17 protein-coding genes are annotated in these 20,332 nt (G+C 45.9%); 11 read left to right on the forward strand and 6 right to left on the reverse strand.

Annotated elements, in window-relative coordinates:
• Positions 1 to 3 precede the first annotated feature (3 nt).
• The 8 genes from mnmC to dgcA all read left to right on the forward strand — a co-directional run bounded on the left by mnmC (position 4) and on the right by dgcA (position 9,840).
• Positions 4 to 2,007: a bifunctional tRNA (5-methylaminomethyl-2-thiouridine)(34)-methyltransferase MnmD/FAD-dependent 5-carboxymethylaminomethyl-2-thiouridine(34) oxidoreductase MnmC gene (mnmC, locus tag ACVA6Q_RS14260; RefSeq protein WP_446647937.1), complete on the forward strand. Its 2,004-nt coding sequence runs from the start codon at positions 4 to 6 to the stop codon at positions 2,005 to 2,007.
• Positions 2,008 to 2,211: 204 nt separating this feature from the next.
• Positions 2,212 to 3,288 (forward strand): ABC transporter substrate-binding protein, encoded by a 1,077-nt coding sequence (locus ACVA6Q_RS14265; RefSeq protein ID WP_446647938.1) that lies wholly within the window; start codon positions 2,212 to 2,214, stop codon positions 3,286 to 3,288.
• Positions 3,289 to 3,299: 11 nt separating this feature from the next.
• The gene (locus ACVA6Q_RS14270) at positions 3,300 to 5,108 is read left to right on the forward strand and encodes a sensor domain-containing diguanylate cyclase (protein ID WP_446647939.1); all 1,809 of its coding nucleotides are present in this window, start codon (positions 3,300 to 3,302) and stop codon (positions 5,106 to 5,108) included.
• A 143-nt stretch (positions 5,109 to 5,251) separates the two neighbouring features.
• Positions 5,252 to 6,325 (forward strand): DUF4056 domain-containing protein, encoded by a 1,074-nt coding sequence (locus ACVA6Q_RS14275; protein WP_446647940.1) that lies wholly within the window; start codon positions 5,252 to 5,254, stop codon positions 6,323 to 6,325.
• 3 nt (positions 6,326 to 6,328) lie between these two features.
• A complete protein-coding gene (locus ACVA6Q_RS14280) occupies positions 6,329 to 6,703 on the forward strand; it encodes a diacylglycerol kinase (protein ID WP_353498280.1) in 375 nt (124 codons plus the stop codon).
• A 133-nt stretch (positions 6,704 to 6,836) separates the two neighbouring features.
• On the forward strand, positions 6,837 to 7,730 hold the full coding sequence (locus ACVA6Q_RS14285) for a LysR family transcriptional regulator (protein ID WP_446647941.1): 894 nt from the start codon (positions 6,837 to 6,839) through the stop codon (positions 7,728 to 7,730).
• 108 nt (positions 7,731 to 7,838) lie between these two features.
• On the forward strand, positions 7,839 to 8,843 hold the full coding sequence (gene dgcN / locus ACVA6Q_RS14290; RefSeq protein ID WP_446647942.1) for an N-acetyltransferase DgcN: 1,005 nt from the start codon (positions 7,839 to 7,841) through the stop codon (positions 8,841 to 8,843).
• Positions 8,844 to 8,874: 31 nt separating this feature from the next.
• Entirely contained in the window at positions 8,875 to 9,840 is a 966-nt protein-coding gene (gene dgcA, locus ACVA6Q_RS14295) for an N-acetyl-D-Glu racemase DgcA (RefSeq protein ID WP_446648069.1), read from the forward strand.
• Positions 9,841 to 10,110: 270 nt separating this feature from the next.
• On the opposite strand, the gene ACVA6Q_RS14300 is transcribed toward dgcA, so the two are convergent.
• From ACVA6Q_RS14300 to ACVA6Q_RS14315, 4 genes are all read right to left on the reverse strand, one after another.
• Entirely contained in the window at positions 10,111 to 10,311 is a 201-nt protein-coding gene (locus ACVA6Q_RS14300) for a hypothetical protein (protein WP_446647943.1), read from the reverse strand.
• 1 nt (position 10,312) lies between these two features.
• Positions 10,313 to 10,459 (reverse strand): hypothetical protein, encoded by a 147-nt coding sequence (locus ACVA6Q_RS14305; protein WP_446647944.1) that lies wholly within the window; start codon positions 10,457 to 10,459, stop codon positions 10,313 to 10,315.
• A gap of 326 nt (positions 10,460 to 10,785) precedes the next feature.
• Positions 10,786 to 10,998, reverse strand: coding sequence for a transcription antiterminator/RNA stability regulator CspE (cspE, locus tag ACVA6Q_RS14310; protein ID WP_446647945.1), 213 nt, complete (start codon positions 10,996 to 10,998; stop codon positions 10,786 to 10,788).
• A 440-nt stretch (positions 10,999 to 11,438) separates the two neighbouring features.
• The gene (locus ACVA6Q_RS14315) at positions 11,439 to 12,821 is read right to left on the reverse strand and encodes an MATE family efflux transporter (RefSeq protein WP_446647946.1); all 1,383 of its coding nucleotides are present in this window, start codon (positions 12,819 to 12,821) and stop codon (positions 11,439 to 11,441) included.
• A 269-nt stretch (positions 12,822 to 13,090) separates the two neighbouring features.
• On the opposite strand from ACVA6Q_RS14315, the gene ACVA6Q_RS14320 reads away from it, so the two are divergent.
• Entirely contained in the window at positions 13,091 to 14,485 is a 1,395-nt protein-coding gene (locus tag ACVA6Q_RS14320) for a DEAD/DEAH box helicase (protein ID WP_446647947.1), read from the forward strand.
• A 91-nt stretch (positions 14,486 to 14,576) separates the two neighbouring features.
• Here ACVA6Q_RS14320 and ACVA6Q_RS14325 read toward each other — a convergent pair whose 3' ends face one another.
• Positions 14,577 to 15,212 (reverse strand): murein L,D-transpeptidase catalytic domain family protein, encoded by a 636-nt coding sequence (locus ACVA6Q_RS14325; RefSeq protein ID WP_353498271.1) that lies wholly within the window; start codon positions 15,210 to 15,212, stop codon positions 14,577 to 14,579.
• Positions 15,213 to 15,497: 285 nt separating this feature from the next.
• The gene (locus tag ACVA6Q_RS14330; RefSeq protein ID WP_446647948.1) at positions 15,498 to 17,687 is read right to left on the reverse strand and encodes a putative bifunctional diguanylate cyclase/phosphodiesterase; all 2,190 of its coding nucleotides are present in this window, start codon (positions 17,685 to 17,687) and stop codon (positions 15,498 to 15,500) included.
• Positions 17,688 to 18,032: 345 nt separating this feature from the next.
• Between ACVA6Q_RS14330 and ACVA6Q_RS14335 the strand changes: the two genes are divergently transcribed.
• Positions 18,033 to 19,316, forward strand: a complete 1,284-nt coding sequence (locus ACVA6Q_RS14335) for a DEAD/DEAH box helicase (protein ID WP_353498269.1) — start codon at positions 18,033 to 18,035, stop codon at positions 19,314 to 19,316.
• 136 nt (positions 19,317 to 19,452) lie between these two features.
• Entirely contained in the window at positions 19,453 to 20,325 is an 873-nt protein-coding gene (locus ACVA6Q_RS14340; protein ID WP_446647949.1) for an aspartoacylase, read from the forward strand.
• The last annotated feature ends 7 nt before the right edge of the window (positions 20,326 to 20,332 follow it).

Raw genomic sequence — 20,332 nt, forward strand, 5'->3', positions numbered from 1 at the left:
ATTATGACTTCCATCACTCATGCGCAACTCGACTGGAATGAGTCGGGCACCCCGGTATCCGATCAATTTGACGATGTTTACTTCTCCAATGTCAATGGTTTAGAAGAAACTCGTTACGTATTCTTGAAGCAAAACCGACTTCCGGAGCGTTGGCACGATTTCGAGCAGCCGCGTTTTGTCATTGCGGAAACAGGATTTGGCACCGGACTGAACTTTCTCGCGGTATGGCAGTGGTTTGAACAATTCAGACAACAAAACCCAAACGCGGCGTTGCAAGAGCTGCACTTTATCAGCTTTGAAAAATACCCATTATCTCAGCAAGATCTGATCAAAGCACATGAATCTTGGCCGGAGCTGGCAACCTATGCCAAGCAGCTGCAAGCCCACTACCCTATCGCCGTGCCAGAATGCCACCGAATTGTGCTCGCTGATGGCGCCATCACACTCGATCTCTGGTTTGGTGACATTAAAGACTGCCTACCAAGCGTGCCAACCCCATCACAAGGCGTTGTCGACTGTTGGTTCCTTGATGGTTTCGCACCTAGCAAAAACCCAGAGATGTGGAATCAAGACCTCTTCAATGGCATGGTGAAACTTGCCAAACAAGATTGCACCTGCGCCACGTTCACCGCTGCCGGATTTGTCCGACGCGGTCTGATTGAAGCGGGCTTTGAGATGAAAAAAGCCAAAGGCTTTGGCACCAAACGCGACATGATTGTTGGTCACATCGCACAAAAGCAGCCTTATAGTAACTATGAACCTCTTTACTATCGCAGTGAAAAACCGCGTCCACAACACGTCGCCATCATCGGTGGTGGTGTTGCCAGCGCAACCTTAATCGCCGCATTAGAGAAGCGTGGCATTCAAACCAGCCTGTTTTGCAAAGATTCACAACCGGCAGAAGGTGCGTCTGGCAATCGACAAGGCGCCGTCTACCCACTCCTCAATGGCGAACATCGTGGCGTGTCACGCGTCTTCGCACCCGCGTTTTTATATGCGAGACAATTCGCCGAACAAGCGGCAAACCAATTTGATTTTGACCATGATTGGTGCGGTGTCACGCAGCTCATGTGGGATGAGAAATCAGAGCAAAAGCTTACACGTATGCTCGAAGGCAATTTCCCAAGCGAGCTCATTCATCAACTCGATGCAAAGCAAACCAGCCAAGCGATTGGCGTAGCCTCGCCGCACGCTAGCGTTCATTACCCGCTAGGGGGATGGCTTTGCCCGGCTGAGTTAACTCAAGGCCTTATCCGCCATTACGCAAACAGTGGCAAACTTAGCACGCATTTCAACGCTGAAATTGATTCGATTGAGCAAGTCGATAACGGTCAATGGCAAGTTAATGGTTCTAACTTGCCAGTGAGCCCAAATTTTGATGCCGTCATTATTGCCAATGGTCACGAGTTTAGCCATCTTGCTCAAACCAAAGCGCTGCATCTGACCGCAGTAAAAGGACAAGTCAGCCACATTCCAACTACAAAGACACTCGAAGCGATTAAGTCGGTTTTGTGTTACGACGGCTATATGACACCTCACAATCCAAACACAATGACGCACTGTATAGGCGCCAGTTACGATCGTAAGCACATCAATACCGACTTTGATTCGACAGCCCAGCAAGAAAATGGCGACAAACTGAAAGCGTGCGTACCTAATGTAGATTGGGTGAACGAGGTCGACACCAGCGACAATCAATCGCGCCAAGGGATCCGTACGGTCAGCCGAGATCATTTGCCGTTTGTCGGCCAAGTGGCCAATTTTGAAGCGCTCAGCCATGCTTACGATGAGCAAGGCAGTCAGCTCCTTCAATTAGCTCAGCACCCTGAACTTTACTGCATGTTAGGTCTTGGCTCACGTGGGCTCAGCTCAGCGCCACTATTGGCCGAACTGCTAGCTTCCGAGGTTTGTGGCGACCCACTGCCACTGCCAGTCGATGTGCTCAATGAGCTTCATCCTTCAAGAACCTGGATAAAACGCATTAATAAGGCTAAGCCACTAAGCTAAGTTTCAAAGCGAATATAGAGGGTGCCCGGCACCCTCTAATTTCTTACCAGTTAGGCACCAAACTGCATATCACCCATTTACTTTCCCCTGATATCCAACGTTTTATAATTGAGACTCCTGCCTCATTCATGTGATTTCACTCACAACTATTCGACGTTTTAACAAATCACTTCCATAATTTTCTCTAACACAGGGAGTGTTGTTATGAGAGCGATTTGGGCGCTTTGCGTCTACTGTTTATTATCAGGCACAGCCATTGCAGCAAAAGGCGACAATACGCCGCATCAAGCTGATAGCCGAGTGTTGTTCGTAAACCCCGGGTTTGCGCAAGAGAGCTTTTGGCATGATGTCGACCTCTATGCACAAGCGGCGGCAGATGCTTTGGGCTTACAGCTCGAGATCATCCATGGTGAACGTGACCGACTTCTCACCCGTCAAAAGCTTGTCGAAAGATTGCAGCAAAGTCCCACTCCGGATTTTGTCATTCTCGTGAACGAAAAAGGGGCAGGACTCGCCTTGCTGGAGTCCATAACGTCGCCACAAATCAAAGTTACTTTTGCACTCAATGACTTATCATCCAATGACAAACGACTTGTCTCCAACATACCTGACTGGTCCAAGCGTCTACTACCTGGGGTATTTCCAGACAACTATCATATCGGGTTTGTCAGTGCACAGGATCTGTTTGTTAAAGGCAGAGGACAGCCGGGTGACTTTCTACTCATCTCTGGTGATAAAGCCACTCCTGCATCCAACAATCGAGAGGCAGGGGCAACATCATTTATCATGCAAAATGAGAATACTTCCTTAGCCCAACGCGTGCACGGAGACTGGTCGGAGTCCATTGCCTATGAACAGACCAAAATCTTGTTGAATAGACATGACAACGTACGCTACCTATGGACAGCCAACGATCACATGGCGTTTGGCGCGATTAAGGCCATCGAAGAAGCCAATATCACAATCGGCAGCGACATCTTTGTTGGGACAATCAACACATCCAACCAAGTGTTAAACGCATTGGCACAAGGCGAAGTCTCCTCTCTGGCGGGAGGCCATTTCACCGCGGTGGGTCTGTCGTTAGTCAAAATCCATCACTATTTGCACAATGAACCTTGGCCACAGCGCACCAAATACAATTTATTCCAACCGGTACTTTATCCCTCTGAGTTCTACAACATATTGAAAGATAAAGACTGGCAGCGGATAGATTTCCGAAAAATCGACATTCTAGAGAACCCGATCGACCCATTTGTGCCCACTTCTAAGGGGCTCAAGTGACATCGCTACCCATGAAAACACTCAGACACAAAATCATCGCCATCATGGTGGTGGCGACCGGTTTATTGGCGTTATTAAACATTTCAATCCAAGCCTACGTCGACTATCAACAAGAAATGAAGCAGGCCGAAGATAATACCCTGCGCCATGTACGCTCCCTGTATTACCCGATTTCAGAGGCGCTTTGGGATCTAGATCTTCGTCAACTGGAGCAACTGCTAATAAGCGTCAGTAAAGACAGCAACATCCGGAATATTCAGCTCAAAAGTACCGATGGCACCATGCTCGATGCCAACGTATCCGAACCGTTAACGTCGACGACTCACAGCTATGATCTACGCCACCACGGTAGAATGCTCGGTACCTTGTCCTATCAAATTGACGACTCAAAGATTCAAGAAGAAGTATTATCTCGGTTAGCATTAGGATTTCTTTTAAACACCCTAGAAGCCTTAGTGATTATCGCCATTGTTGTGGTGGTGGTTTACTCGCTAGTCACTAAACCGCTTAACGAGCTTTATACGATATCAAAAACCATCAACCCTCAAACGTCGAGTAAATTAAAGCTGCCCAACAGTCTGACTCAGCGTAAAGATGAGCTCTCCTACGTTGCGAAAGCACTGCAAAACCTCAATAACGCTTCAAGGCGCGCGATAGCGGCACAAAGACGTACAGAGCGACAACTGCTTCATCATCAGAATCAACTCGAGCAGAGCATCGAGATTCAAACCAAAGCCTACAAAACCCAAAGTAAGCTGCATCGTATCCTCGCCGATATGTCACTCAATATTCTGACCTGCAGCGAGGACAACATGGCGACAGTTATGTACCGTGCATTTGAGCCCATAGGCCGTTTGCTCGACATCGACAGACTCAGCGTGCTCACCATTGACGAGAATATCGCTCACTATCGCTATTCCTGGCGAGCAGATGGCAGTGAAAATCCCTACCACAAAGGATTCAATATTGGCTCAATGGCATTGCTGCAACGGCGTCTACTTTCTCTAGAACCTATTGTGATCAATGACATTGATTTTCTAAAGACCCAAGCAGATTCTGAGTACAACATGATGAAGAAGCTAGGAATCCATTCGGTAGCCATTTTTCCTCTGATCGATGGTAAAGCGATATTTGGCCTTCTTATTGCTTCCAATATCCACGGCGCACATGACTGGAGTGACACACAGCGAGCCATTTTAAGTCGGCTTTCAACCACAGTAAGTGAAATGCATCTGCGGCTACGCAGCCAAAAAGAAATGACCGCGCTGCAAGAGGAACTTATAGAGGCCAATCAACGTTTACACATCGCCGCAGAAACTGACGAGCTAACTGGGTTGCCGAATCGCCGCCCATTCATGAGCGAGCTTGAACATCATACCCATAGCCTCTTTGTCAGTAGTATTACTACCATGATGATTGATGTCGATCACTTCAAACAATACAACGACCTTTACGGTCACGTTCAAGGTGATTTTGCGCTGCGTTATGTGGCCAACACTTTAAAGCAAGTGCTTGTACCTTGTGGTCATATGGTCGCACGTATTGGCGGCGAGGAGTTTTGTGCCCTGCTGGTCAATGTCTCAGCTCAAGAAGCCATGACCTTGGCGGAAAAAATGCGCCAAGAAATCATATCACTCAACATTCCACATTCAGGAAACAATCCATTCAACGTGCTATCGATTTCTGTTGGCGTTGCTCATCAGCTCGTCGAAGAACAGCTGACAACGCAGCAACTATTGGAAAGCGCCGATGCTGCTTTATACAGAGCAAAGCAAAACGGGCGAAACCAGGTTCAATCTGAGCCGTCAAACCTTGATTAGCGAATTGGCAGCAAATGGTAAATACAATTTATTCAAACGGTTATTATCCTCACGACAAATTATTGCATTTTTTTGACAAACCGCAGGTGCGTACACTGCACAATCTTGCGCTTTTTTGTTCCACTCACTGATTTGGTTCACCTATGAAAAAAATACTATTGCTACTGAGTCTTACTCTGACCGCTGCAGCGCCAAGCTTCGCAGATTCCGAGACCGTACCAGTAGGGATCAGACCATGCTGCGCCTTTGGAACTGGCCTTAAAGCAGAGCTAGGAAGCGTCCCGGTTCCTTTCTACTCGATCAAGAACGTTCTTAATACCGAAGATGTCGATGCGCACGTATTCAACGATGGCTCAGCCAGTGTTGTCGGCAGCCTATTTGGCGCATCTGACGAAGTGAATGGACTCATTTTCACCAATAAAGGCGGCTTTATCGATACCGCACACGTCAGAGATACCGCGGATTTTGCCTTCTATTTATATCGTTCTCTTAAGCAGCGCAACAGCGACAACTATCAAGTGAACCTTACGCGTGAACTGCGTGACCGTCGCATCGTATTTAATAACCTAGACCAACTAGACACAGAACAAGACGATGAAGCCAAACTAGCCGCACTGCTCGCGTTTCGTCTTGCTCAATGGCATGAAATTGCACAATGGTACGGCCTAGTTTCTGTGGGCGGTTTTAAAGAGTATCCATCGGCGTTTTCGCCAGAAGATCTCTACTCGAACATGCTCGGTGCACTCATCGCCTATGAGATTTTGCGAATTAATCCAGACATTACCCAAGATGCGTTCATCGTTCTGATGCCGGAGTATTTCCGTAAGCACCTTAAGATGCTTGACGCTCAAGATGAAGACACCAGTATCGAAAAGCTTAAAGAGATCGATGGCATCTGGTGGGACAGCAGCAAACGTCTGCCAAACAAATGGGTGGTGAAAACGCGAGATTATCACTTTAGTTTGGATTTGATTCCAAACGTGGTTTCTAACGGCACACCGCTGAGCTTATCTGAGTTTGCTAAGCTTGAGCAATACGGACAATTGCAGTTGGTAAAAGCTGACAATATTCAATCGTTTGATATACTGCCGGCCTCATTGAAAGATAAAACCGTGTGGACTCACGAAGAGTTCCAAGCAATTGGCGACATTTCTAAATCTGTTGATGATAAGCACGAGAACAATCGTAACGACGCACTTACTTTAAAGTTGAACTAAACCATGACTGAGATTCAAAAAAATACTGGCATTAAACGCGTTATTTACGCCGCTCGTTACTCTTGGTACGGCCTCATTGCTGCTTGGAAAAACGAAGCGGCATTTCGCCAGGAATGTGCAGCGCTGATCTTTGCAGTCATCATCGCAGCTGTGTTAGATGTTTCTTTGTTCGCTAAAGCCGCCCTCGTGGGCAGTGTTATCTTTGTTATGATTGTTGAATTGATGAACTCTGCGGTGGAAGCCGTGGTAGACCGTGTCGGGCTTGAACGTCACGAGCTATCGGGGCGTGCAAAAGATCTCGGCTCAGCGGCCGTGTTTCTAGCCATTGGCCTCGCCATGATGGTGTGGGGCTCAATTCTCTGGACTCATTTCAGCTAACACTCACTTCCCAATAGCAAATACCATTGGGTAGAAGAAACAGATAGGCTTGATCATGTCGCGATCAAGCCTTTTTTCGTTCTGTTGTTTGCATTACAGTGATTGTTAATGAGTTAGCGCCTTTGGAGCCACTGTGAATCTTCGACAATTGGAAGTCTTCTACGCCATCATGCAAGCCGGAACGGTATCGGGAGCTGCCAGAAATCTGCATGTTTCCCAGCCCAACGTGACGCGCGTATTGGCTCACACCGAACAGCAACTTGGCTTTTCACTGTTTGAACGCATTAAAGGACGGCTAGTTCCGACTCAAGAAGCGCAGACACTGCTACCCGAAGTGGAAAAGATCTATCGCCAGCTTGGTCAGTTCCAAACTCTGACCAACAAAGTTAAAGCTGGACATCAACATATCCGTATTGGTGCACCGCCGGTGCTAGCCACTAAGCTGCTCACCCCTTTAGTGTCTGAGTTTGCCCAGAAAAACGCCTGCTCTATTGACCTCACTACGGGTAATCACGCCGAACTATGTCAGGCGCTGCTCGACAATGAGCTCGATCTTGCCATCACGTTTGGCCGCGAAACACCTGCGGGCATATCACATCGCCTTTTACTGCAGCAATCTATGACCGTGCTCCTTAGTCGTGAGCATCATAAAGCGCTGAGTCCCGAGCTCTCATCACTCTCACTTTCAACATTGTTTCACAGTGACATCGGCATAATTGCACTCGATGAACGCGATCCACTAGGCATGCGCTTGCACGATTCGATAACCGCTCACAAAGCAGATTTTACGCCGACATTTCGCGTCAGAAGCTACAGTGCAGGCGCAGAGCTTGCCAAACTCGGCAGCGGTATCGCCATTGTCGACCCTTGGACTGCGCAGCAATATGCGCTTGAACCCAATCTCATGCGTGTCGCGTTAACTGACAACATTGATTGCTCCGTATCCCTTCTTTCCAGTGATGTTCACCCTATGTCGATTGCCAGTAGGCAGTTTCTAGAAACGCTTTCGGAGATCACCAGCCCATAACTTAATGTTATAGGAGACACACATTAGAGTATTCGATTGTGCTCCTCGTCCTCGCTATCTTGATAGCTCTGATTCACCAATCATTTATCAAGATTCATGAGGGACGATATGAACATTGCTCAGCCTTACCTACTTTTCCTTGGGGACGTGACCGACCCTCTAGCAGCAAAAACAGCGCGCGGCATCGTTAAATGGCGACCAGATGCCTGTTTGGGTGAGTTACGACTGACTAAGCAAACAGTATCACTCGGCCTTGAGCCTCTATCATTGGCAGACGCAAAAGCGATGGGTGCTAAGACACTGGTTATTGGCACAGCGAATGCCGGTGGTTTTATCCCGCCAAGTTGGGTCGAAACGCTTGTACAAGCGGCGCAGCTTGGGTTTGATATTGCCTCTGGCATGCATCAACGCCTTGGTGATATTCCCGAGCTCGCGTCACTTGCTACCCAAAACGCCATACAACTGTTTGACGTTCGGCATTACGATGCTCAGCTTGATGTTGGCACAGGCAAAAAACGCCAAGGAAAACGCCTCTTGACCGTCGGCACAGATTGTTCGGTTGGCAAAATGTTCTCCGCTCTCGCAATTGAAAAAGCCCTGGTCGATCAAGGCTGCCAAGCGCGCTTTAAAGCAACCGGGCAAACCGGCATTCTAATTGAAGGCCAGGGCATTTCGGTCGATGCTGTGGTCGCAGACTTTATTTCTGGTGCGGTTGAAACGCTTAGCCCGAGCTTTACCGAACATGAGTGGGACATTATTGAAGGCCAAGGTTCGCTGTTTAACCCTTCTTTCGCTGGCGTAAGCTTAGGTTTACTCCATGGTGCTCAACCCGATGCGCTGGTACTGTGCCATGAAGTCGGACGCGAGCACATTCGTCACTTACCTCACGCGGCTCTACCAAGCATCGAGCAAACCATCGAGGCCAACTTAATGGCAGCGCGAGTTACTAACCCTGCAGTGCAGTTTGTTGGCATTTGTCTCAACACCTCAAACATTTCTGACAAAGAAGCGAAAGCGCTGTGTCTAGAATGGAGCGAAGAATTCGGCATGCCCGTCACCGACCCTGTTCGATTTGGTGTCGATGCAATCGCAGATCGTGTTCGTTCACTTTAACCCTGACTACAGTAAGGAAGCTCATTACATGCTGTCTATTAGCGCTCATCATCACTCTATTAAACTGGCAAAACCGTTTAGCATCTCTCGCGGTACGAGGACGCATGCAGAGCTAGTTCGTGTCACCTTGCGCTATCAAGACTTTGAAGCAGAGGGGGAATGTACTCCTTATCCAAGGTATGGTGAGTCTGTCGAATCTGTCATCGATCAAATAACGGAATTTGCTAAAGCGCTCACAGCAATGACGCCAAATGAGGCAAGGCTTAGTCTGCAATCTTTCCCAGCCGGTGCCGCGCGAAATGCTGTAGATTGTGCATTATGGGCTTTGGAAGCTCAAATTGCTGACAGTCACTTCCCTTCCCCATTATTTAGTATTGCACCAAGCATAGAAACAGCTATGACGGTATCGGTAGCAGAACTGACCAGCATGGCAGAGCAAGCGAAGGACTATGTGAGCCAAGGGGCAACTCTGCTCAAAGTGAAACTCGACGATCAAGCCGTCGTCGACAAGATCGCTGCGATCCGCGCAGTAGCACCAAACTCGAAGATCATCATAGACGCCAACGAAGCTTGGTCTCAGCTTGACCTTAGTACATTGTTTGCATCACTTAAGCCATTCAATATCACCATGATTGAACAACCGGTGCCAAGTGGCCAAGACCATCTACTCAAAGGGATTGAGCATCCTATTCCTTTGTGCGCCGATGAAAGCTGTCATACCCGAGAACAACTTTCCAACCTGGTTGATTGCTATGAAATGATCAATATTAAGCTCGATAAAACCGGCGGCCTTACCGAAGCGTTAGCACTCGAAAAAGAGGCGCGTTTAGTAGGACTTAGTATTATGAGTGGCTGTATGCTTGGCTCGTCACTCGCCATGAAGGCCGCATTACCGATAGCGACCAATGCTGAAGTTGTTGACTTAGATGGTCCGGTGCTACTTGGGAGTGATGTGGAGAATGGTTTGACCTTTCGAGAAGGTCAGTTGAAGTTATGATTAAATAACAAAGCTGCAAATAGAGTGTATCTATTAGAGTCGGTAGGTACATTATTTGAGCTTTACTTGCATACTAATTAAGAGACACATTCACTTGTTTACAAGCGGTTATTCGGCACGCTTAGAAAGCATAACGGACTGCAATAGCAGTCCATTTCTGATCGTATACATCGCATAGAATAAGTGCCAAAGTAGTCCGAGTTCACACCTGCTTCCTTCAATCGCGCTTTAGGACTGATCGCTCTTTAGGACAGATTAAAAGAGAGCGATTTAATTTGCATTGATAAACCGTTCAGCACTAGAAAACAACTTATCGCAGATTCTTTTTTGCTTGTTATACTCAGGTGTACCTTCAACTAAAGAATCTAAAACTTCTTTCGCTGTTTGATATTCAGCGACCATATTGGAAAACTTCTCTTCAAAGCTGCTCTTGCGGTTTCTGTTACTTGATTTCTTTGCAGGCTTTCTCATTTTATAGATCCCATAATTTTTTTCGCTCACGTTCTATTAGAATATTCTCGATCTTTTTTCTTACTTCATGAATAGTATCTTTGCGAACTTCATTTTCATTATCATCGACAATTTCTTTTTTGACTTTACGAACTGTTGTTTTTTTCAATGACTAATCTCTTTGGTTTAAGAAATATAAAAATTCCCTAAGACCATATTTTGGGAGTTTAGTATTTTTCCTGTTTGTTCCAACTCACTACAAGAGAAATGCAAGTTTAAGTAATTGACATTCCCTCTGTGAGGAATATGACGTGTCAGAACGTCGTTATTAAGCTGACTATTGGTCGCAGACCAAGGTATGTTGTTGTAATAAAGATAGCAATTAACTTGATACAACTAGATTTTGCTCTTAAGTTGATTTTTCTCGCGCAAAACATAGTACTAAAATAGAGATCTTTCCGTTACTAGAAAATCGAAAAGATCTCATCAGAATTCTTACAGTGCAGTAACGTCTGCTGCCTGTGGGCCTTTAGAACCCTGCTCAACGTTAAAGGAAACTTTTTGACCTTCCGTTAGTGTTTTAAAGCCGTCACTGGTAATTGCTTTAAAATGAACAAATACATCAGCACTGCCATTATCTGGTGCGATAAAGCCAAAGCCTTTTGTTTCGTTGAACCATTTTACTGAACCAGTTGTTTTATTTGACATGTATATCTCGATAGTTTAATTATTTTAGAAAGAGAGCTACTAAATAAGGAATGAAGAAAAAGGTATCGCAGGGCAGGATAGAGATGATGAATCAAATCGATAGAGAACTGAGAAAAGCTTGAACTAAATAAGTTATCAATAGCTCACTGTTTGAGCTGAGCTACACTATACACTGTATCAACCAAATAGATATATATTTCTTTGTATATTTTTTATTCTTTATAAATTATACAGTTAAATGCAAATACTCTATACCTTTATTGGGACATTCAACAGTCTATCGGTACTGGAAGTCACAAAATGCTAATGATAGCGGGTTGGAACAGAAGCCTTCTAACAGAAAGTCGAACTCCTTACTATATAATGAAAGCCCTTGGTACGAAAAAGGCGCCATAAATAACTCTATCTATCGCGCCCAATTTCATTCTAGGTACAGTCGTTTAAACACCATTTACCAACAGCGCATCACGCCGCTTTATCACCGTTCGTAAACGCAGCAACATGAGTAACGCAGCAACCGTCAATCCACTAAGTATGCCCACCCAAAAGCCTTTCTCGCCCATGGCAGGTACTATGTGATCCGTCAGTCCTAACACTACACCGAGCGGCAGAGCTAAGCCCCAATAAGAAGCAATCGCCAAAATCATCGGAACCTTGGTATCTTTATAGCCACGCAGTGCTCCGTTGGCAGAGGTCTGCAGCGCATCACTAAACTGATACATAGCAGTGAATACTAGCAAGGTAGCCGCCGTCGCGCTCACCGCTGGGTCAGTGGTATAAAGACGAATAATCCAATCCGGGAACAGCAAGAACATCGCCACCGAACACAGTGACAACATCGCCGCGACCACGATACCGATTTTGCTTCGCTCCACTGCGCCAGCGTCATCTTTTGCACCTAAAGCGTGGCCAACACGAATGGTAATACCAAAAGAGATACTCATTGGAATCACATAGGTCATACTTGAAATGTTAAGCGCAATCTGTGCTGCTGCGACGTTTTCTGCGCCAATTCTACCAATCAAAAGTGCAATCACTGCGAAGATGCTGCCGCACACCGCAATGTTCATCCCAATAGGCAAACCTAGCTTTAATAGGTTGAAGATCTCAGCAAGCCTTGGCTTTACATCGCTAAAGCGAATGATGGTTTTAAAATGGTGATGACCACGAATGTATGAGTACAGCAGCGCAGACATCAACCAATACACCAAACTGGTCGCCCAGCCACAACCTACAGCGCCCAGTTCAGGGAAGCCAAACTTACCGTAAATAAGCACATAGTTAACAGGAATGTTTACTAATAGGCCAATCACGGAAATGATCATTGGCGCCTTGGTATTGTTCATACCTTCACAAAAGCCGTTTAAGGTATAAAACAGCGCAATCCCGGGCACGCCGAACGCCAATGCGTAAGCGTAATCACTGGCAATAGGAATGATTTCCGATGCCACACCAATCCACTCTAGGATCGGTTTTGCGCTAACCAAATAGGCAATCAACAAAGCACTTGAAGTGAGCGCCAGCCATACCATTTGGAAGAACTCGATAGAGATACTATCAAAATCACGAGCACCTCGATGAAACGCCACCACTGGCGTTAAAGCCATAATAATGCCGCGTAGCAGAAGAAGTACCGGGATCCACAAGCTTGCTCCCAGAGCAATCGCGGCAAGATCAGCCGCACTGACTTGGCCAGCCATGGTGGTATCAACAAAACCCATTGCCTGAGTAGCAAGCTGGGTAAGAATAATAGGAACCGACAGGTTCATAAGAGCACCCGATTCACGGGTAAAGCGATTTAAAGGACGCATTGTCGTTTGCATGGGAAAGTTCTAACACCAATATAAATGCACCAATGGAGGCGGGATGGCGAGTGTGCATTTTAGGGTGTGCCTGTCTAAGGCGGCGACAATATAAACACCTTAGCGGGTAAATTCAATACTGCTTTGAGCCTAAATCGCTGAAATAATGCAACCAAAATTGTATTGAACTTCATCACAAAACCACGCAGAATAGCCCGCCTTGCCCTATTCTTGGGTTTACGGCACGTCACGGCGATCTGCCCTCCTCTTTTCTTAAACTGAGTATCACTATGAGTTTTGATTCTTTAGGTCTTTCCCAACCTATTCTGCGCGCGATTAAAGAATTAGGTTACGAGAAAGCATCGCCCATCCAAGAGCAAGCTATTCCTGCCGTCATTGAAGGCAAAGATGTCATGGCAGCCGCTCAAACGGGCACTGGCAAAACCGCTGGCTTTGCTCTACCACTGATTCAAAATCTCGACAACGGTACTCGCGTCAAGAGTAACCACATTCGTGCGCTGATTTTAACGCCGACTCGCGAGCTGGCAGCACAGGTTCACGAGAGCGTATTCAAATACAGCGTTCATCTACCACTGACTTCTCAGTGTGTATACGGTGGCGTAAAAATTAACCCACAGATGATGAAGCTCCGCAAAGGTTGCGATGTTATGGTGGCAACACCAGGTCGCCTGTTGGATTTGTATCAGCAAAACGCCATCAAGTTTTCTCAATTGGAAGTACTGGTACTCGATGAAGCCGATAGAATGCTGGACATGGGGTTTTATCGTGACATTAAAAAGATTCTCGACCTACTACCTGAAAAGCGTCAGAACTTACTATTCTCAGCCACCTTCTCAAACGAGATCCGTGACCTAGCCAAAGGCCTAGTCAACGATCCGGTAGAAGTGTCAGTGACGCCACCAAACTCAACCACAGCATTAGTTGAGCAAAGTATTTACCTTGCTGATAAAAAGCAAAAGCCCGCGATGCTTGCCAAGCTTATCCACGATGGTGACTGGAAGCAGGTGCTGGTATTTAGCCGAACTAAGCATGGTGCCAACCGTCTTGCTCGTTACCTAGAAGGCCAAGACATTACAGCTATGGCAATACACGGGAACAAGAGCCAAAGTGCTCGCACGACCGCACTGGCTAACTTTAAAAGTGGTGAAGTCCGCGTATTGGTCGCCACCGATATCGCCGCGCGCGGTCTGGACATCCCTCAACTGCCACAGGTGGTCAACTTCGACTTGCCAAACGTATCTGAAGACTACGTGCACCGTATCGGTCGTACTGGCCGCGCTGGTGAAACGGGTAACGCTTACTCACTGGTTTGTGCAGACGAAGCGAAAGAGCTGTTTTCTATCGAGCGTTTGATTGGTAAGTTGCTGCCAAGACATGAACTGGAGGGCTTCAAACCCGTTCATGAACTGCCGGAATCAAAACTCGATACTCGCCCAATCAAAGCGAAAAAACCTAAGAAGCCGAAAAAGCCACAGCCGCAGAAGGCACAAGGTCAGCAAAAGCAAGACAATGGCGCAGCTTCAAAGGAAAACAAAGGTTCAGACAAGCCACGCAAGCCAAGAAGTTTCAAGCGCAAGCCAAATAATGGTGGAGAACAAGCAGCGAACAAGTCTCGCAAACCAAGACCAAATCGCTCCCGCCCTAATAAAGCGAAACCAAGTTAATTTACCAAATACAAAAAAGGCTCACGATATATGTGAGCCTTTTTCTTACTAATCAATTAACTAAGCTATTAAAACTCAGCTATTTATTATATTAAGCACTCGCGTAAATAACGCTTCCGCCTTTGATAGTATCGATAATTTGTCGCGACAAATGCTCAGGCAATGCCGGGCAGCCCCAACTGCGCCCTAGGTAGCCATTCTGCTTAAGAAACGACTCATTCGCGTAATCTGCGCCATGAACAACAATGTAACGCTCTCGAGCATTATCGTTGATACCTTTCGTCAATCCATCCAAGCGTAAAGAGTAGCCGTTCGAGCCATAGTAAGTCGAATCGGTTAAAAAGGTGCCTAAAGATGTCTTGCGAGAGTTAATAATATTAGAGAACTTAGTCGCTGTTTTCTCACCACTGTTCACGCCATGAGAGACATAAGTGTTAAACACTAACGATTTCTTATCCATATCAATGACAAAAAAGCGTTTTTCCGTCGATGGTTTTGAATAGTCGATGATGGTCAACAACGACTTACTGCGGTTGGTGGTTTTCTCATAAGCAAGGTACGCATCCTTAAATAATTGAAAATCAACCACTCCGTCGAGTTGTGCACTGCTATAAATACGTTTAATCGTACCTGATTCTAATTTTACTTCGCTACGTGCGCTGTGGGAAAACAGTACAACGGCCGTCAATGCCAACACCCACAACGGCGAAAAAATACTTTTTACCATTATTACAACAAGTTAAGCTAAGTTAAATTTAATTACTGGACGTCACTGTCCTGACAAGTTGCCAATAATAGCCTAACTTTTCGGCAATTAGAATCGTATTTACCGATTTTTACATCATTATTTGAATGCGATCGTGAAATAAACAAACTCTATGAAACCAATGCTTTTAACATCAATAAGTTGCCACAACCAAATAAACAACTTTGCTTAGTGAACACAGTTAAATACTCACTCAGTTTCATTTTTACTTACTATCGAATAAACGCCAAAAACTATGTGATGTACTCAATGCCGAGTCTTCAATAACTTCTGCAACTCACTCAATGGCATAGGTTTATAGTGTAGAAAGCCTTGTGATAAATCACAGCTATTACTCTTAAGCCATTCAAATTGCTCATTATTTTCAACCCCTTCAGCCACACATCGACAGCCTAACGAGTTTGAGAGCTGGATCAAAGCATGATAAATATCCTGCGAGCGCTTACTTTGTAGCAAAGTATCGGCAAAGGTTTTGTCTATTTTAATCTCATCTATTGGGAAATCAGTAAGATAGCTCATTGAAGAAAAGCCCGTTCCAAAATCATCTAATGAAATACTGACACCGATATCTTTTAACTTCAGTAACTTATTTAATGTTTCTTCTCTATCTTCAACTAATAATGTTTCCGTGATCTCCAGTGTTATATGTTGCGGGTGACTGTTTTTTATCAATTCAGTCAATGAGTTAAAAAATGTTGCGCTAGCAAAATCCGCTGGCGAGATATTAATTGAGCATGGAATCATCTTTAGTCCACTTTGTGACAAGGTGTCTAAAGATTGCGTCACGTTTTCTATTACCCAGCGGGTAAAATGGTGAATCATCCCACTACGCTCGGCGATAGGAATAAATTCTGCCGGTGAAAGTTGCCCAAATTCCTTATTCGTCCAACGCATAAGTGCCTCAACACTCACCACTTCTCCGGTACTCATTGAGACCTGCGGCATAAAGTATAGCTGTAGCTCCTGATTCTGGAGTGCCGTATAGAGCTGCTTCTTGATGCGAAACTCGCGGCTAAACTTGCTCAATAGCTCAGGATCACAGTACTCAAATGTTCCTTTACCCACGGCTTTTGCTTTGTACATCGCTGCATCCGCGTGTTTGAGTAAACTGTTTAACTCCTGACCGTCTTCTGGGTAGTTAACAATGCCGATAGAAATTGAGGTCGCAATGGCATTTCGATCAAGCTGAAAAGGACGCGTAATCACATCGATAACTTGCTGTGCTTTACTTTGTGTCAGGCTGGCATCCGCATCGATTAAAAACAAGATAAACTCATCACCACCAATACGAAACAGGCGATCGCTACGACGAGTAATCCCATTAATTCGCCGTGTGAGGTACTTGAGAATTTTGTCGCCGGCATCATGGCCATAGGTGTCATTGATAAGCTTAAAGCCATCAATATCAATAAACAGCAGTGCAAAGCTACTTGGAGTGCCTTTACTTTGACTGTTTTGAATCAACTGACTTGAGAATTTTCGCATCGCTAAGCGGTTGCCGCATCCGGTTAATGTGTCGTAATACGCAAGTTTCTCGATGCGCTTTTCTCGGCGTCTGGATTCTGTAATATCTTGAAATACAACAATATAGTTACTTGGTTTGTCCGCATGCTTTGGATACGCACTGATGTTTACCCATTGAAGATAGCGCACCCTTTCTTTTGACATCGACTGGATCTCGCCTTCCCAGTGGTGATCTCTGGCAAGATGTTTGAGCTGCTGTCGACCAAAATAGCTTTTCTCGTCAGAGTCAAAAAACACGCTTACGTGCTGACCAATAACTTCCGCAGATTGGTAACCAGAAATGTCGCTAAACGCTCGGTTAACAAATGTGATTACGTGCTCTTTGTCGGTAATGATAATGGCCTGACTACCCTCACTAAATACCTGCATCGCAAGCTCAATGTCACGACGATTAGCGACTTTTTGGGTTTCATCGGAAACAATAAAGCCGCTGCCATACAGCTCGCCTTCCACTATTAATGGAAAGCGGCACACCCGCACATTTCCCGAGCCACCAAGACCTTTTGCCAAATTGTAAGCAGAGCTTGGGGTTCGCAAATCAAAGTTACGTACGCCAAACCCATCCGCTTGTCTAACTGAAACACTGTAGTCTCGAATAAACTTTTCTATTGGGGCTGGTAAAGAGGAAAGGATCTGTTCGAAAGCAAGATCGCTAGAAAGTGCAAACAAGCTAGCAAGGTGATCCGAGTACCACACCAACTCGCCGCTTTTATCCATCACGATAAGGCCATCGCTACAGTGGTTGAGCAGAGGTTGAACGATGTCATCGAGATATGCCGGACATCGAGGTTGCAACGCGCTATTCAACTTCGCCTGTGCTTCGCGACTCTCATCCTTGCTATCCAAATGCTGTTCTAGCTGCTGCTTTAGATGGATCGCGTGCCCATTGTGACCGACTTTCATCGCTGACATCCCCTATCCGATGACAAAACTCCTGTATCTATCGATAGTTAGCAAGAATTTACTTAGCTACCAACCTCACCCTGAACAGATACAGTTCAAATCCATGTACGCTTCAGTATAGGAGTCATGTAGTAAGAGCCCAGTCGAGACTAATACTCAAGGATTAAAGTAGCAAAATTGAGACATACCCATAGGTATTAGCGGGGCTCATTACCTATATGAAGAAAAGATCCGAAATTAGTCGCCACTTATAAGAAGATTTCCCTTATAATCAGCGGCCATCTTGACCATGACGCTCTAAACTTACTCTGTTGTGGTCAAGAGAACACGGTCATCTGCTTTTAGGAACATAGAATGTCATTTTCATCACAAGGTTTTTCACCAGAGATAGCACAAGCCCTCACTGAGTGCGGCTATGAAAAACTCACCCCTGTTCAGCAACAGGCGATCCCTCATGCACGTCGCGGACACGATATCCTTGCTCATGCACAAACGGGAACGGGTAAAACGGCTGCATTCTCTTTGCCAATCATCCAGCAATTGCTGGATGCACCAAAGCAAGTTGGCCGTGCGACTACTCGCGCACTGATTCTGGCGCCAACGCGCGAGCTTGTTGATCAGATTGCCAACAATATTGCTGACTATACTAAGTATGTTGACCTAAAGGTCACTGCTGTTTACGGCGGTGCAAAAATGTCATCTCAAGAGCGCAAGCTTGAGAACGGTACTGATGTGTTGGTAGCAACCCCAGGCCGCCTGATTGAGCACATTGAACTTGGTAATCTCAACCTCGCAAACCTTGAGTTCCTCGTTTTCGATGAAGCAGACCGCATGCTGGATATGGGCTTCATCGGCGCTATCCGCACTATCATGAGCGGCATCGCGGAGCATCCGCAAACCATGCTGTTCTCTGCAACCTCTTCAGCGCAAATGAATGCGTTAGCACAAGATCTTCTTCGCAAGCCGAAGCGCATTATTGTAAACGAAGAAAACTCAACCGCAGCGACGGTTTTTCACGTGGTTTACCCTGTTGATGAAGAGCGCAAGCTAGAGCTACTTTCTGAACTTATTGGCCGTAAAAACTGGCAGCAAGTTTTAGTATTCGTAAACTACAAAGAAACCGCAAACGACGTCGTTAAGGAGCTTAAGCTTGATGGCATCAAGGCGGTTCTTTGCCACGGTGATAAAGCACAAAGCTCACGCCGCCGTGCACTAGAAGAATTTAAGTCGGGCAAAGCACGTGTCATGGTCGCGACAGAAGTTGCAGCGCGCGGTCTTGATATCCAAGGTCTACCGCACGTAGTGAACTACGACATGCCATTCCTTGCCGAAGATTACGTTCACCGCATCGGTCGTACTGGCCGTGCTGGACAACAAGGCCATGCTGTTTCTTTTGTAAGTCGTGATGAAGAGCTAACGCTGGTTCAGGTTGAAAACCTCATTCAGCAGCGTATCAAACGTATCCAACTTGCTGGCTACGAGCCAAAAAGCCGTGATGCCCTGCTGACAAAGATGCACAGCAAGCCTGCTTATAAAGATCGCCAAGGTCGTAAGAACAATCCTCAGCAAGAGCAAAGCTCTGCAGAGCGCCGTCTCAAGATGATGCGTGCAATCCGCAATAAATCTAAAGGCGAGTAAAAACGCTAAACTGTTCTAAGAACGCCGCTTACGTGTACGTCAGCGGCGTTTTTTTATTATTACTAAGCCAACTCTAGATTTTATTTAAAACGTTATGTTATAACATTTCAAATATTCAAATTTGGTAGATCTAGATATGGCTCCCCCCTCAATTAATCAGGTACTACTTGTTGCTGGCACACATGGCAACGAGCTTTCAGGTCTTTACTTACAAAAACTCATTCGGGATGGCGTATATCAAGCCGACCGATCAACATTTCAGGTCAAAAGCACGGTCGCTAACCCTCTTGCAGTGAAGAAAAATACTCGCTTTGTCGACATAGACTTGAATCGTGCCTTCTCTGCTGCGGATTTAACATCGGATGCCAACGAAAAACGATTGGCCGCTGAGTTTGTTAAGCAACACGCTGGCAATGAAAATCAATTGATTATTGACCTACACAACACCACCAGCAATATGGGCGCAACCCTGATTCTACTTTCCAGCGACCCTTACTACACAAAGATGGGCGCCTACATCAAACAACGCATGCCTGAAGCGAATATCCTGTTTGAAGATCGTAAGTCTTGGCAAGACCAGCCTTATTTGTGTACGACTGGTCAGCATGGATTAATGCTTGAAGTCGGCGCGCAAGCTCATGGCTCCCTCAAGTACGAAACGCTTGAGCTAATGAAGAATTTACTCACCGCAGTACTCGACTACATAGAAAACACAAACTTAAACCATACAGTTAAGCTCAGCGACTATGAAGCTTATGGATATATTGAAGAGGTCATGTTTCCACTCGATATCGATGGAATGCGCCTTGCGACCGTCCACCCAACGCTTTGTGGCCGTGACTTTGTCGCCGTAGAACCGGGCGAACCTATTCTAGCGACCTTCCTTGGCTACGATGTGCACTGGCAAGGTGAAGAAACCGTCTATCCCCACTTCATCAATGAGAGTGCTTATTGTCAGAGCAATATTGCGATGGCGATGGCAGAGAAACGCATCGTCCGTGTGAGCTAGAGATCAA

Source organism: Vibrio sp. DNB22_10_4 (assembly GCF_052879755.1).

Bases quoted from the DNA above. Each gene is read 5' to 3' on its own strand.
- ACVA6Q_RS14280 (WP_353498280.1), top strand. From the start codon at position 6,329: ATGACTGAGATTCAAAAAAATACTGGCATTAAACGCGTTATTTACGCC.
- ACVA6Q_RS14300 (WP_446647943.1), bottom strand. From the start codon at position 10,311: ATGAGAAAGCCTGCAAAGAAATCAAGTAACAGAAACCGCAAGAGCAGC.
- ACVA6Q_RS14265 (WP_446647938.1), top strand. From the start codon at position 2,212: ATGAGAGCGATTTGGGCGCTTTGCGTCTACTGTTTATTATCAGGCACA.
- ACVA6Q_RS14270 (WP_446647939.1), top strand. From the start codon at position 3,300: ATGAAAACACTCAGACACAAAATCATCGCCATCATGGTGGTGGCGACC.
- ACVA6Q_RS14340 (WP_446647949.1), top strand. From the start codon at position 19,453: ATGGCTCCCCCCTCAATTAATCAGGTACTACTTGTTGCTGGCACACAT.
- mnmC (WP_446647937.1), top strand. From the start codon at position 4: ATGACTTCCATCACTCATGCGCAACTCGACTGGAATGAGTCGGGCACC.
- ACVA6Q_RS14315 (WP_446647946.1), bottom strand. From the start codon at position 12,821: ATGCAAACGACAATGCGTCCTTTAAATCGCTTTACCCGTGAATCGGGT.
- ACVA6Q_RS14320 (WP_446647947.1), top strand. From the start codon at position 13,091: ATGAGTTTTGATTCTTTAGGTCTTTCCCAACCTATTCTGCGCGCGATT.
- dgcN (WP_446647942.1), top strand. From the start codon at position 7,839: ATGAACATTGCTCAGCCTTACCTACTTTTCCTTGGGGACGTGACCGAC.
- ACVA6Q_RS14275 (WP_446647940.1), top strand. From the start codon at position 5,252: ATGAAAAAAATACTATTGCTACTGAGTCTTACTCTGACCGCTGCAGCG.
- cspE (WP_446647945.1), bottom strand. From the start codon at position 10,998: ATGTCAAATAAAACAACTGGTTCAGTAAAATGGTTCAACGAAACAAAA.
- ACVA6Q_RS14330 (WP_446647948.1), bottom strand. From the start codon at position 17,687: ATGTCAGCGATGAAAGTCGGTCACAATGGGCACGCGATCCATCTAAAG.
- ACVA6Q_RS14325 (WP_353498271.1), bottom strand. From the start codon at position 15,212: ATGGTAAAAAGTATTTTTTCGCCGTTGTGGGTGTTGGCATTGACGGCC.
- ACVA6Q_RS14335 (WP_353498269.1), top strand. From the start codon at position 18,033: ATGTCATTTTCATCACAAGGTTTTTCACCAGAGATAGCACAAGCCCTC.